We start from the raw sequence: 13,059 nt of genomic DNA on the forward strand, positions 1-13,059 counted from the left end.
ACAGGTCAGAGGCTCAGCGAGACCTCGTAGTCGCGCAGCCAGGCGTTCAGGCCCAGGGCGAGCTCGGTGGCGGCCCGGTTGGCCTGCGGGTCGCTGTCCGGGCGGAGGGTGTCGGCCAGCGCGACCGGGTCCAGCAGTGCGTGGACGGGGGCCTTCGGGTCGGCGGCGACTTCGGCGAGTTCGCCGCGCAGACCGAGCGGGTAGTTGGGGTCCTGGGTGCTCGGATACGGGCTCTTGACCCGGTCGGCCACCGCGGCCGGCAGGGTGTCCCGGACGGCGGCGCGCAGCAGGCTCTTCTCCCGGCCGTCGAAGGTCTTCATCGCCCACGGGGTGTTGAACACGTACTGCACCAGTCGGTGGTCGCAGAACGGCACCCGGACCTCCAGGCCGGTGGCCATGCTCATCCGGTCCTTGCGGTCCAGCAGGAGGCGCACGAAGCGGGTCAGGTTGAGGTAGCTGATCTCCCGCATCCGCCGCTCGAACGGGTCGGTGCCGGTGCCGTCCAGGTGCGGCACCTCGGCCAGGGCCTCGCGGTAGCGCTGGGCCCGGTAGCCGGGCAGGTCCAGCCGGGCGACCAGGTCGGGGGAGAGCAGGCCGTCGCCGGGCCGGGTGGAGGGGCCGGAGATCTCGGCCATCGAGGTGATCCAGGGGAAGGCGTCGGTCGCGATGAGCGCCGGGTCGTGGAACCAGGGGTACCCGCCGAAGAGCTCGTCCGCCGACTCGCCGGAGAGCGCGACGGTGGAGTGCCGGCGGATCGCCCGGAAGAGCAGCAGCAGCGAGGTGTCCATGTCGCCGAAGCCGACCGGCAGGTCGCGGGCGTGCAGCACCGCGTCGCGGTGCGCCAGGTCGGTGAGGGAGGCGCTGTCCAGCTCGATGGTGCGGTGGTCGGCGTCGACGTGCTCGGCGACCATCTTCGCGTACGGGCTGTCGGGGGTGGCGCGGAACGAGTCGGGGCGGAAGTTCTCGGTCTGGCCGACGAAGTCGACGGAGAAGGAGTGCACCGGGCCGTGCCCGCCGGCCCGCAGCGCCCGCGCGGCGAGCGCGGTGACGGCGCTTGAGTCCAGGCCGCCGGAGAGCAGGGTGCACAGCGGGACGTCGGAGATCAGTTGCCGCTCGATGATGTCGTCCAGCAGCGCGCGGACGGTGGAGACGGTGGCGTCCAGGTCGTCGGTGTGCTTCCTGGCCTCAAGTGCCCAGTAGCGCTGGACGGTCAGCCCCTGACGGCGGACCCGGATCAGATGGCCCGGCTCCACCTCGGCCATGCCGCGGTAGACCGCGTGGCCCGGGGTCTTGGTCAGGCCGAGCAGTTCGCGCAGCCCGTCGAGGTCCACCGCCGGTCGCACCGAGGGGTGGGCGAAGACGGCTTTGGGCTCGGAGCCGAACAGTACGCCGTCGGCGGTGCGCTGGTAGTAGAGCGGCTTGACCCCCATCCGGTCGCGGACCAGCAGCAGTTCCTCGGTGCGGGCGTCCCAGAGTGCGAAGGCGAACATGCCGTTCAGCCGGGTGACGAAGTCGTGGCCCCACCTCAGGTAGGCGTGCAGCACCACCTCGGTGTCGCTGCGGGTGCGGAAGCGGTGACCGGCGGCCTCCAACTCGGCCCGTAACTCAAGGTGGTTGTAGACCTCGCCGCTGTAGGTGAGGGCGACCAGCAGCCGGCCGTCGTCCTCGACGGTCATCGGTTGCGCGCCGCCTTCGAGGTCGATCACCGAGAGCCTGCGGTGGCCGAGTGCCGCATGCCGCTCCAGGTGGACACCGCCCGCGTCCGGGCCCCGGCAGGCCATGGTGGCGGTCATCGCGTCCAGAGCGGCCCGTTCCGTGGTGAGGTCCCGGTCGAACGCGACCCAGCCCGTAATCCCGCACATGCGAACTCCCAGGTTTCCCGTAGGTCTACAGGTGTTCATATGCGTACGCAGGATGACGGTACGCTCAAATATTGAGCACATCAAGGGTCTGTGGATCGCCGAGTCCCCCGAGATCTGCCCGATTTCGGGCAGAAATCTTGGATCATGACCGGGCGACCGCATAGGCTCCCCACTCGTGTCCGCCTCACCACACCCCCACGAAGACCTGCTCGCCCACCTCACCCGCACCACGCCGCTCGGTCCGGGCGAGGCCGCGCGAGTGATCGCGGAGGTGCTGGCGTACTTCTCCGAGAACACCGAGGAATACGTCCGCCGCCGCCACGGTGAGCTGCAGGCACGCGGCCTGACCAACGAGCGGATCTTCGCCCGCCTCGGCGCGGAACTGGTCGCCCGTCGCGTGGCGGCGCCCGAGCTGTCCACCCGTCAGCTGCGCCGGATCGTCTACGGCTGAGCCGTACCACCCATCGAACCTGAGGAGTTACCCATGTGCGGAATCGTGGCCTACATCGGCCCGAAGGACGCGACCACCTTCCTGCTGGAGGGCCTGCAGCGGCTGGAGTACCGCGGCTACGACTCTGCCGGGGTGGCCGTCGCAGGCAAGACCGGCGGCCTGAAGGTCTGCAAGGTGAAGGGCCGGGTCGCCGACCTCGCCGCCGCCGTGCCCGCCCGCTTCAAGGGCACCACCGGCATCGGCCACACCCGCTGGGCCACCCACGGCGTGCCCAGCGACGCCAACGCGCACCCGCACGTCGACAACGCGGGCCGGATCGCCGTCGTCCACAACGGCATCATCGAGAACGCCGACGAGCTGCGGGCCAAGCTGACCGCCGAGGGCGTCACCTTCACCTCCGAGACCGACACCGAGGTCCTCGCCCACCTGGTCGCGGCCCACCTCACCGACGACGGCGAGCTGGAGGACGCGGTCCGCGCCGTGCTCGGCCACGTCGTCGGCACCTACGGCATCGCCGTCCTCGACTCCGCCCGCCCGGACCGGATCGTCGTCGCCCGCAACGGCAGCCCGATCGTGCTCGGCATCGGCGAGAAGGAGATGTTCGTCGCCTCCGACGTCGCCGCCCTGGTCCGCTACACCCGGCAGGTGGTGCACCTGGAGGACGGCGAACTGGCCACCGTCCGGGCCGGCGGCTTCAACACCTTCACCTCCGACGCCCGCCCGACCACCCGTCAGCCCTCCACCGTCGACTGGGAGATCGGCTCCTACGACACCGCCGGCTACCAGCACTTCCTGCTCAAGGAGATCCACGAGCAGCCGGCCGCCGTCGAGCGCACGCTCTCCGGCCGGCTCGACGAGCGCTTCGCCACCGCCCATCTCGGCGGCCTCAACCTGGATGCCCGGGAGCTGCGCGAGATCCGCCGGGTGAAGATCCTCGGTTGCGGATCCGCCTACTACGCGGGCGAGATGGGCGCCCAGCTGATCGAGGAGCTCGCCCGCATCCCCGCCCACAGCGAGCCCGCCTCCGAGTTCCGCTACCGCAACCCCGTCATCGAGGCCGACACCCTCTACATCGCGGTCAGCCAGTCCGGCGAGACCTACGACACGCTGGCCGCAGTCCAGGAGATCAAGCGCAAGGGCGGCCGGGTGCTCGGGGTGGTGAACACAGTCGGCAGCGCCATCGCCCGCGAGTGCGACGGCGGTATCTACCTGCACGCCGGCCCGGAGATCTCCGTCGCCTCCACCAAGGCCTTCACCTCCACCGTGATCGCCTTCGCGCTGCTCGCCCTGCACTTCGGGCGGATCCACGACCTCTCCCCGGCCGACGGCCGGCGGATCGTGAACGCGCTCAGGGCACTGCCCGGCCAGATCCGCGAAATCCTCGACCAGGAGGAGCAGGTGGCCAAGCTGGCCGCCGAGTTCGCCGGAACGGCCGGCGCTCCCACCGAGGGCATGATGTTCATCGGCCGGGTGCGCGGCTACCCCGTCGCCCGCGAGGGCGCGCAGAAGCTCAAGGAGATCTCCTACATCCACGCCGAGGCCTACCCCGCCAGCGAGCTCAAGCACGGCCCGCTCGCGTTGATCAGCCCCGAACTGCCCACCGTGGCACTGGTTCCCGACGACGAGCTGCTCGACAAGAACCTCACCACCCTCGGCGAGATCAAGGCCCGTTCCGGCCGCGTCCTGGCCATCGCCCACCGCGCCCCCGAGGCCAAGCTCGCCGACCACTGCATCGTGGTCCCCAAGAGCGAGCCGGAGTTGGACCCGCTGCTGCTCAACATCCCGCTCCAGCTGCTCGCCTACCACGCGGCCGTGGCCCTGGAACGGGACGTGGACAGGCCGCGCAACCTCGCCAAGAGCGTCACCGTGGAGTAGCCCGAGCATCATCGTGGAGTGGTTCGAGCGCAACCGTGGAGCGGTCCGGGCCGATCTGACGACATATCGGCAGGGTGATGCCACCTCAGGTGCGCGACGGCTATGGTTCGACCGTGGGCCGGCGGGCGCATCGGCCCGGACCAGCACCGGAACGGGAGACGGAGCATGCGGATCGGCATCATCGGCACCGGCACCGTCGGCCGCACCCTCGCGGCCAAGCTGGTGTCGCTGGGCCACGAGGTCACCCTCGGTTCACGCACCAAGGAGAACGCGGGGGCCGCTGAATGGGCCCGCCAAGCGGGCCCCTACGGACACGCCGGGACCTTCGCGGACGCCGCCGACTTCGGCGAACTGGTCATCAACGCGACCGCCGGTACGGTCTCGCTCCAGGCCCTGCGCCTGGCCGGGGCCGACCGGCTCGCCGGGAAGGTCCTGATCGACGTCTCCAACCCGCTGGTCTTCGCGCCCGACGGCGAGGTCAGCCTCGACCCCGTCAACACCGACAGCATCGGTGAGCGGATCCAGCGGGAGTTCCCGTACACCGCGGTGGTGAAGGCGCTCAACACCCTAAGCGCGCCGCTGATGGTCGACCCCGGGCGGGTCCCCGGAGCGCACAACCTCTTCATCGCAGGGGAGGACCCCGAGGCCAAGGCCCGGGTCAGGTCGCTGCTGGAGCAGTTCGGCTGGGCCGACGAGGTGATCGTCGACCTCGGCGGGATCGCCGCGGCCCGCTCCACCGAGATGCTGATGCCGTTCTGGCTGAACATGATGCGCCACGTCGGCCACACCGACTTCAACTACTCCTTCAAGATCGCCGAGTGAGGCCGCAGGCAGCATGAGTGATCAGCCACCGACCCCGTACCAGCACCTCCGCGAGGACTGGCAGAGCGCCCTCGCCGTGGTGGCGCACCCCGACGACATGGAGTACGGCGCGGCCGCCGCCGTCGCCCGCTGGACCTCCCAGGGCAAGCGGATCGGCTACGTCATGGTCACCAGCGGCGAGGCGGGCATCGACTCGCTAGCACCCGAACGGTGCCGCCCGGTCCGCGAGGCCGAGCAGATCGCCTCCGCCGCGCTGGTCGGCGTGGACGACGTGGACTTCCTCGGCCACCCCGACGGCGTGGTCGAGTACGGCATCGGGCTGCGCCGCGACATCGCCCGGGCCGTCCGCAAGTACCGCCCGGACATCGTGATAACCACCAACTTCCGGGACACCTACGGTGGCGTGGTGCCCAACCAGGCCGACCACATCGCGGTCGGCCGGGCCGCCCTGGACGCGGTCCGGGACGCGGGCAACCGGTGGATCTTCCCCGAGCTCGGCGACGAGGGCCTGGCGCCCTGGAACGGCGTCCGCGAGGTCTGGGCCGCCGCCTCGCCCGAGGCCCGGCACGCCGTGGACACCACCGACTTCCACGACCGGGGCGTCGCCTCGTTGATGGCCCACCGGGCCTACCTGGAAGCCCTCGGCGGGGAGATGTCCGACCCGGAGGAGTTCCTGGAGTCGGCCGGGCGGGCCGCCGGCAGCCGGCTCGGCACCCGCTACGCGTCCCCGTTCGAGGTGATCCCGCTACGCCCCTGAGCGGGCTCCGCACCGCCGGTGGGCTCCGGTTCGTCGCTGCCGCTGCCGCTGCCGGCCGGCTCGTCCCGGCCGGAGCGGCGACGGCGGCGCAGGAGCCGTACCGCCACCAGGCCGACCGCCAGCGCCACGAGCACGATCAGCGCGACCACCTGGTAGTGCAGCGCCTGGGCGTAGAGGGTGCCGATGTCCGCGCCCGCGGCGTAGCCGATCGAGGACCAGAGGCCGACCCAGAGCAGGGCGCCGATCACGTCGGCGGGTATGAAGCGGCTCGGGCGCAGTTCGGCCGCGCCCGAGATGATGCCGCCGGTCTGCCGCAGGCCGTCGATGAAGCGGGCCACCAGGACCACCTTGGGGCCGTGCCGGGCGAAGAAGCGGTCGGCCTTGGCCAGCCGTTCCTCGGTGATCAGCAAGTACCGACCCCAGCGGTGGAGCAGCGCCAACCCACCGGTCCGGCCGATCAGGTAGCCGGCGCCGTGGCCGGCGACCGCGGCGACCGCGGCCACCGCGGCCACCGCGACGATGTTCAGGCGGCCGGTGCCCGCGTAGACGGCGGCCAGCACCAGGATGGTCTGGCCCGGCACCGGGATGGCGCAGTTGTCCAGAAAGACCAGGGCTCCGACCGCCGGATAGCCGTAGCCGTCCAGCAGCGGAGCCAGGTGGCCCAAGGGGCCCGGAAGGGGCGGCGCCGGCATGGTCGGTGCTCCTGGCCGCGGATCGATCGCTCGGGGTGGTTACCGGTTGGAGCTGCCGGAGTGCTTCTTGGTCTCGATGTTGCAGTCGGGGCCTGGGTAGATCAGACCGGTGTGGCCGTCCTCGAAGCGGACCACGTAAGGGGGTTCGCCGTCGACTCCGCGCACCTCGATGATCTCGCCCTTCTGATCCACCATTCCGACTGATCTGCTGTGGATGTGGAGCTGGTCACCTACCGCCGCATGCATGATCTGCTCCTCGGGGAGTACGGGCTGTACCGGCGGGCGACCACTGTGCCACCAGCGAGGCAGGCGGCCGTTCCGCTCTTCCACTGTGCGGCGTGAACCGGGCAGCCGCAATGTCGTGGGGGCCGGGTACGGCCGGTCGGGGACGGGGACTACGGCCGGGAGGGGCTCGGGGTCGGGGGCGGCCGGGGCCGAGGAGTGCGGCCGGGCGAGGCCCTGAGTACGGCCGGGCGGAGTCAGACGGGCAGGTGGTCGGCCAGGTAGCAGCGCAGCAGGCGCTTGGCCTCGGCGATCAAGGCGGGGTCACCGTCCGGGTCGTTGCGGAAGGCCAGTTTGAGCACTGCGTCGGCGCACTCCATGGCCACCCGCAGGGCGACCGCGAAATCCGGGGTGTCGAACAGTCCGCCCGCCAGGGTCCGCAGCCGCAGGGCCACGGCGGCGTTGTTGTCGAGGTCGTCGTCCAGCAGGTGGAGATCGTCGCGGACGCCCGAGGGACGCTGCTCGACCAGTCCGAAGTCGACATGGCAGAAGCCCGGGACAGCGCGCTTCATGGCCACGAACTCCTCGACGGCCAGATCCACGAAACCGGCCACGCCCTGCGGGGCCTCGGCGTCCAGCCGGCGGGCGAGGCGGTTGAGATAGCGGTCCAGGTTCCGTTCGGCGAGGGCGGCGAGCAGGCTCTCCTTACCGGAGAAGAACTGGTAGAGCGTGCCGATCGGCACCCGGGCGCGCTGGGCCACCTCCTTGGTGGTCAGCCCGCCGGCACCGACCTCGTCCAGCAGACCCGCACAGTTGTCCAGCAGTCGCTCGTACCGCTCCAGGCTGCGCCGCTGCACCGGCCTGCGCCGCGCCGCCGTGCCCGCCCCGGCCCGCTGGCCGTCCGTCCGCGCCGTCATGCAACTACTCTGCCGTATCCGGCATTCCGGGTGCGAATCGCTGACATGAGTTGAGCTCATGTTCGCAGAGCGGTCCCCCCAGGCTGCGGCACCCGGTGGACCGTGCGGTACCGGCGCCCCTCGCGGGCCGGTACCGCACACCGGCGGGCGGGTCAGCCCCGGGGCAGCACCAGGGACTGGACGGCCGGGAGCTTGCGCCAGTCGCTGGAGACGATGCTCGCGTGCGCCCGGGCGAGCTGCTCGGTGCGGGCGCGGGCCTGGTCGGCGGTGGGACCGGTGGCGCTGATCGCCGGGGTGACGTTCTGGGCGTCCGTCATCACCAGCAGATAGTGCGAACTGTCGTACCAGGCGGTGTCGATGCCGCCGGTGTACGTGGCGGCGTCGCCGTCGAAGACCACGAACCACGGCCTGATCCCGGCGTCCGCGCCCGTGTACGCGCTGCGCGGGTCGCCGCCGGCGGCGCCGTGCACGGCGGGGAACAGCTGGGCGTCCCCGATGCGGCCGGCCGCGGCCAGGTCGCGCAGGTGCCGCCCGTACTCGACGTCGGTGTGCAGGGTGTCGAAGGGGTTGCTCTCCTCGACCGTCCCCGGGATGGCGTACAGGAGGACGCGACCGGCGAGCGCCGCTCGGCTCGGCCAGTTGCCGGCGCGGACCGCATCGTCGACGGTGGCGTACGAGCCGCCGCCGGGCTTGGCGAGCAGATCGGCCGGGCGGAGCACGGCGGAGCCCAGGTGGGCGGCGATCAGGGAGTCCAGCTGTGCGGGCCCCATGCCGTGGTTGGCCGAGAAGCCCGCCTTGAGCTCCAGTTTGACCACCAGTGGGCCGGCCCCCGGGTGGGCGCCGAGCCAGACCCGGACGTCGTCCAGGCAGTTCTCGAGGTTCTTGTTGGCGCCGCCGGTGTAGAGCTGCGCCGGGGCGCTCGCGGCGGTGCAGTTGTTGGAGTTTCCGAGCGGGTTGGCGTGACTGACCTTCCACTCCTTGGTGATGGTGTCCGTCCAGACGTCCAGCTCGATCATGCCGGTACCGGTGTCCAGCCCCTGGGCGAGGTACTCGTAGGCGGCCGGTTCGTAGGTGTTGTGCAGGCCGACGGTGGTGGCCGAGCCGAACGGAAGAGCGCCCGTCCCGGTCGCGCTGGCCGGGGCGCCGGGACCAGGGCGGCTGCGGCGGCGAACAGACCGGCTGCAAGAGAGCCGGCGATGGTACGGCGTGCGGTCACAGGTGTTGTCCCCCGGGTCGAATGCTGGTCTCGGCCGCCCCTGCCGGGCCGCCGGGCGAATCATCGCCTGCCTGAACGTGCGTCAGGTGAATTCGGCACGACGATAACGTGACGCCTTGTCATGTTGTGTGGCCGGGTGGAGCGAAGCCGCTTCGGGTGTGTGTCGACCGGCGTGCTCGTACCGGTGTCGCCCTGCAGCCGTGATTCGCTCAACTGGACGTCCTGCACGGCGCGTTGCCCGGCGGCGTCGTCCGCGCATAGGCGTTCAAGAGACGCTGCGCCGCATCTGACGTTTCCGCGGGGAATCTCTAATATGAGTGATGCTCATGTTAGGAGGGAGGGCGCTGGACATGCGGAATCGAGGCGAGCATGGCCGGAGGTCGGCGATCAAGGCCGCGACCGGGGGGTGATGAGGGCCTGGGTCTCGATCGGGACGCCGAGCGCGGTTCCGGTGCCGTGTGTCTCCACCGCGTCGACCTGATCGTCCGTCAGTTCGGCGTTGGAGTTCCGGGGCGAGTTCCTCCTCGGCGGCCTCGACGGCCAGCACCGCGCCGTCGGCGGTGACCGCCTGCATCCGGCGGGCGCGGGCTGTCGCCAGGGCGCAGGCGTCGGGCCGCGAGAGGACGCCGGCCACGTGGCGGCGGCCAGCTCGTCGATCGAGTGGCCCATGACGAACTCGGGCTCCAGTCCCCAGTGTTCGCACAGCCGGTAGAGGGCGACCTCGAACGCGAACAGCGCCGCCTGGGTGCACCCGGTCCGGTCGAGCAGGTCGGCGTCGGGGGAGTCGGCGGGGGCGAACATCAGGTCGCGCACCAGCCGGTCCGGCGGGCCGTCCAGGTGCGCGCAGACCTCGTCCAGCGCGGCGGCGAACACCGGCTGGGTGGCGGCGAGTTCGCGGCCCATCCCGGACAGCTGGCCGCCCTGGCGGGAGACTAGGAAGGCGACCCGGGCGGGCTCGGCGGCACTGCCGCGCACCAGCCGGGCGGCGGGCTCGCCGGCGCCGAGCGCGGTCAGGCCGCCGAGCAGGGCCTCGCGGTCGTCGGCGACCACCACGGCCCGGTCCTCCAGGGCGGTGCGGCCGGTCGCCAGCGAGTGCGCCACGTCGGCGAGGCCGAGCTCGGGCCGGGCCGCGAGGTTCTCGCGCAGCGCGTCGGCCTGGGCGTGCAGGGCCGCGCCGCCGGTGCCGGAGAGCATGGCTCCGCCTAAAGGGCGCACGCCCTGCCGGATGCGCTCGGCGGTCTCGGCGAATGCGGTCCCGCCGGGGCGGCCGGACCGGTTGGGTCGGCGCGCCATCACCGTTGCGGGCGAAGGTACTTGCATGCCGGGAGACATAAAGTTAGTTTCTAACATGTTAGTCGCTAACGGGAGGTTCTCATGGAACAGGAACGGCCACCGGTCCCCGGACGGTGGTGGATGCTGGCAGCGCTCTGCCTGTCGGTACTGGTGCTCAGCCTGGACTTCACCGTCCTGAACGTCGCCCTGCCAACGATCTCCACGAGCCTGCACGCGAGCATCTCCGACCTGCAGTGGATCGTCGATGCCTACTCGCTCGCCGTGGCCGGCGCGATGCTCCCCGCCGGGGCCTTCGGCGACAAGTTCGGCCGCAAGCGGGTCCTGCTGATCGGCCTCGCGATCTTCTTCGGGGCCTCGTTCTGGGCTGGACTCGCCCACACCACGGGGGAGTTGACCGGAGCCAGGGCGCTGCTCGGGATCGGCTCCGCGATCATCCTGCCGATGACCCCGGCGATGCTGGTCGCGACCTTCGACGGACGCGAGCGGACGAAGGCGATGGCGGTGTTCACCGCTGCGATCGGCGCGGGCATGCCGCTGGGGCCGATCGTCGGCGGTGCGTTGCTCCAGCACTTCTCCTGGAACTCGGTCTTCTGGATCAATGTGCCGGTGGTCGCGATCACCCTGGTGGTCGGCGCGCTGCTGATCAAGGAGTCGCGCGACCCGGCCGCCCTCAAGCTGGACTGGCTCGGCACGGTGCTCGCCGTGACCGGCATCGTGGCCCTGGTCTACGGCGTCATCCGCGGCCCCGAGCACGGCTGGGCCAACGGGGCGACGATCGGCGTGCTGGCCGCCGCGGTGGTGCTGCTGGCCGTTTTCGTCCTCTGGGAGCGCCGCTTCGACCACCCGCTGATGAACACCAAGCTGTTCCGCAACCGGGTCTTCACCTGGAACACCGTGGCGATCATGATCGTGGCCTTCGCCCTCGCCGGCGTGGTCTTCGTGGTCCCGCAGTACATCCAAGTGGTGCTCGGCTACGACTCACTGGGCACCGGCCTGCGGATCATCCCCCTGATGGGCGGGCTGCTGGTGGCCGGTGCGGCAGGCTCGTGGGCGGACAAGATGATCGGGATCAAGGCCGTGGTCGTGACTGGCCTGGTCGTGATGACCGGCGGACTCGTGGCGCTCTCCCAGGTGAAAACCGGCAGCAGCTACGGCTTGATCGCCGGGGGTCTGGCCAGCTGCGGCTTCGGCATCGGCGCCGTCATGGGGCCGGCCCTGGATGCCGCCATCAGTGCCTCCGGCGGCACCGACGCCGGCGCCAGCTCGGCCGTGGTCAATACCCTGCGCCAGGTTGGCAGCGCCCTCGCGGTGGCCGGACTGGGCAGCATCCTGTCCGCGGTCTTCTCCCGCAAGGTCGGCCCCGCGCTACACGGCCTGCCCGCTGCCGTGGCCCACCCGGCGCGCGAGTCGGTCGCCGCCGCCTCGGCGATCGCCGACAAGCTCGGCCCGAGCGGTGCGGGATTGCGCCAGGCCGCGGACCTCGCCTACATCGACGGCATGTCCGCGGTCATGCTGAGCTGCGCCGGGGCCGCCGTGCTCGGCACCATCGCCTGCCTGATCTACCTTCCCCGGCGTATCCAGGCCCCGGATCCGGTGGTGCTGGAGACGGTCGACGCGGCGGACTTCGGTGCCGCCACTGTCAGAGAATGACCGCATGAAGAGCAGTGACGCGACGCCGGACTGGCGCGAGCGCAAGAAGGCCCAGACCCGCCGCACTCTCCAGGAGCAGGCCATGCGCCTGTTCCGGGAGCAGGGCTATGAGGCGACCACAGTGGAGGAGATCGCGAACGCCGCCGGGGTCTCCCACATGACGTTCTTCCGCTACTTCCCCACCAAGGAGGATGCGGCCCTCGCGGACGACTACGACCCGGTGATCGCCGAGCTCATCGCCGAGCGGCCGGCTGACGAGTCGGCCATAGACAAGATCCGCCACGCGCTCATCGAGGGCCTCAAGCGGGTCTACACCACCGACCGCGACGCGCTGCTCGCCCGCAACCGGCTGGTCCTGTCGACCCCCGCGCTGCGCGCGCGCACCTGGGAGCGGCAGGTTGCGGACCAGGAGCTGATCGCCCGGGCGCTGTCCGCACACTCGGGGTACGCGCAGAACGCGCTGCACACCCGCGTGGTGGCGGCCGCCTGCCTGGCCGCGGCCATGACGGCGATCAGCGTCTGGACCGAGAGCAACGGCACCCTGGACCTGCCCGGCCTGATCAACGAGGCGTTCGACGTGCTCCGCAGCGAGCTGAGCTGAAGGCCGAGACGGCCAGTGAGGCCCGCCCGGCTGCCGGGAGTTCGAGGTCGGACCCCACACCATGGCGGTGTCATCCCGTTGGGAGTCGGGACTCTGGCTTCGGCGCTTCGTACCCGCCCTGGAGAGCAGGGTCACGCTGATCTGTTCTCCGCCGACCGGGGCATCCGCGAGCTGCTACTTCCCGTTCGCCCTGCTGCTGCCCCCGACGATCGAGGTCCCCGCCGTCCAGTACCCCGGCAGGTCGTACCCCGCAGCCGACAGCGCCCACTCGAACGGCACCATCGGGAAGAGGTGGCAACCCCATGGCCAGGTCAGGAAAAGCGCGCGCATCGCTGCCTCCTCACGCCCGTGTTCGTACGGTGGTGGCCCATGGGCCGGTGAACTGTTCGATGTCCCGTGCGAGTTGGGCGGTCACCTCGGCGGGGGTGGGCTGGGTGAGGTGTTGTTGTCGGAGTCGGGTGGCGGCCTGCTGGTGGGTGGGGAGGTTGCCGAGGAAGGCGTCGAGGGCCTGCTGCAGGGTGGTGTCGTCGAGGTCGACGGGCCACAGGTGGCGTCCGGCGCCGGTCCGTTCGACCTGCTGGGCGTTGACGATGGCATCAACCGCCGAGGGCATGACGAGTTGGGGGGTGCCGTTGCTCATGGCGGTCATGGTGGTTCCGGCGCCGCCTTGGTGGATGATGGCGGCGCAGCCGGGCAGGAGC

14 protein-coding genes are annotated in these 13,059 nt (G+C 71.1%); 6 read left to right on the plus strand and 8 right to left on the minus strand.

The features are described 5' to 3' along the window. Positions 1-5: 5 nt before the first annotated feature. A complete protein-coding gene (gene asnB / locus ACWDAK_RS24070; RefSeq protein WP_344640344.1) occupies positions 6-1,862 on the minus strand; it encodes an asparagine synthase (glutamine-hydrolyzing) in 1,857 nt (618 codons plus the stop codon). A gap of 175 nt (positions 1,863-2,037) precedes the next feature. Between asnB and ACWDAK_RS24075 the strand changes: the two genes are divergently transcribed. From ACWDAK_RS24075 to ACWDAK_RS24090, 4 genes are all read left to right on the plus strand, one after another. Continuing rightward, positions 2,038-2,313: a hypothetical protein gene (locus ACWDAK_RS24075; RefSeq protein WP_344640343.1), complete on the plus strand. Its 276-nt coding sequence runs from the start codon at positions 2,038-2,040 to the stop codon at positions 2,311-2,313. A gap of 33 nt (positions 2,314-2,346) precedes the next feature. Continuing rightward, complete coding sequence (glmS, locus tag ACWDAK_RS24080) at positions 2,347-4,188, plus strand: glutamine--fructose-6-phosphate transaminase (isomerizing) (RefSeq protein ID WP_344640342.1); 1,842 nt, start codon at positions 2,347-2,349, stop codon at positions 4,186-4,188. A 165-nt stretch (positions 4,189-4,353) separates the two neighbouring features. Beyond that, the gene (locus ACWDAK_RS24085; protein WP_344640341.1) at positions 4,354-5,010 is read left to right on the plus strand and encodes an NADPH-dependent F420 reductase; all 657 of its coding nucleotides are present in this window, start codon (positions 4,354-4,356) and stop codon (positions 5,008-5,010) included. Between the two features lie 13 nt (positions 5,011-5,023). After that, the gene (locus ACWDAK_RS24090; protein ID WP_344640340.1) at positions 5,024-5,767 is read left to right on the plus strand and encodes a PIG-L deacetylase family protein; all 744 of its coding nucleotides are present in this window, start codon (positions 5,024-5,026) and stop codon (positions 5,765-5,767) included. On the opposite strand, the gene ACWDAK_RS24095 is transcribed toward ACWDAK_RS24090, so the two are convergent. The 5 genes from ACWDAK_RS24095 to ACWDAK_RS24115 form a co-directional block, all read right to left on the minus strand. After that, positions 5,728-6,459, minus strand: coding sequence for a DedA family protein (locus ACWDAK_RS24095; protein ID WP_427395520.1), 732 nt, complete (start codon positions 6,457-6,459; stop codon positions 5,728-5,730). The genes ACWDAK_RS24090 and ACWDAK_RS24095 overlap by 40 nt on opposite strands. A gap of 39 nt (positions 6,460-6,498) precedes the next feature. Then, the gene (locus ACWDAK_RS24100; RefSeq protein ID WP_344640338.1) at positions 6,499-6,705 is read right to left on the minus strand and encodes a DUF1918 domain-containing protein; all 207 of its coding nucleotides are present in this window, start codon (positions 6,703-6,705) and stop codon (positions 6,499-6,501) included. A gap of 233 nt (positions 6,706-6,938) precedes the next feature. Beyond that, the gene (locus ACWDAK_RS24105; RefSeq protein ID WP_344640337.1) at positions 6,939-7,598 is read right to left on the minus strand and encodes a TetR/AcrR family transcriptional regulator; all 660 of its coding nucleotides are present in this window, start codon (positions 7,596-7,598) and stop codon (positions 6,939-6,941) included. 152 nt (positions 7,599-7,750) lie between these two features. Beyond that, positions 7,751-8,878 carry a phosphatidylinositol-specific phospholipase C domain-containing protein gene (locus ACWDAK_RS24110; protein ID WP_427395521.1) on the minus strand — a complete coding sequence of 376 codons (1,128 nt, stop codon included), beginning with the start codon at positions 8,876-8,878 and terminating at the stop codon, positions 7,751-7,753. A 323-nt stretch (positions 8,879-9,201) separates the two neighbouring features. Beyond that, on the minus strand, positions 9,202-10,134 hold the full coding sequence (locus ACWDAK_RS24115; RefSeq protein WP_427395522.1) for an acyltransferase domain-containing protein: 933 nt from the start codon (positions 10,132-10,134) through the stop codon (positions 9,202-9,204). 54 nt (positions 10,135-10,188) lie between these two features. Here ACWDAK_RS24115 and ACWDAK_RS24120 point away from each other — a divergent pair, with 54 nt between their 5' ends. Beyond that, the gene (locus ACWDAK_RS24120) at positions 10,189-11,757 is read left to right on the plus strand and encodes an MFS transporter (RefSeq protein WP_427395523.1); all 1,569 of its coding nucleotides are present in this window, start codon (positions 10,189-10,191) and stop codon (positions 11,755-11,757) included. A gap of 4 nt (positions 11,758-11,761) precedes the next feature. Further along, positions 11,762-12,358 (plus strand): acyl-CoA-like ligand-binding transcription factor, encoded by a 597-nt coding sequence (locus ACWDAK_RS24125; RefSeq protein ID WP_427395524.1) that lies wholly within the window; start codon positions 11,762-11,764, stop codon positions 12,356-12,358. Positions 12,359-12,532: 174 nt separating this feature from the next. On the opposite strand, the gene ACWDAK_RS24130 is transcribed toward ACWDAK_RS24125, so the two are convergent. Together ACWDAK_RS24130 and ACWDAK_RS24135 are read right to left on the minus strand one after the other, a co-directional pair. Beyond that, a complete protein-coding gene (locus tag ACWDAK_RS24130; RefSeq protein ID WP_344640332.1) occupies positions 12,533-12,688 on the minus strand; it encodes a hypothetical protein in 156 nt (51 codons plus the stop codon). Between the two features lie 10 nt (positions 12,689-12,698). Continuing rightward, positions 12,699-13,059: glycosyltransferase (locus ACWDAK_RS24135; protein WP_427395525.1), on the minus strand; the 361-nt coding region annotated here is incomplete at its 5' end.

It is taken from the genome of Kitasatospora sp. NPDC001175 (assembly GCF_053598215.1).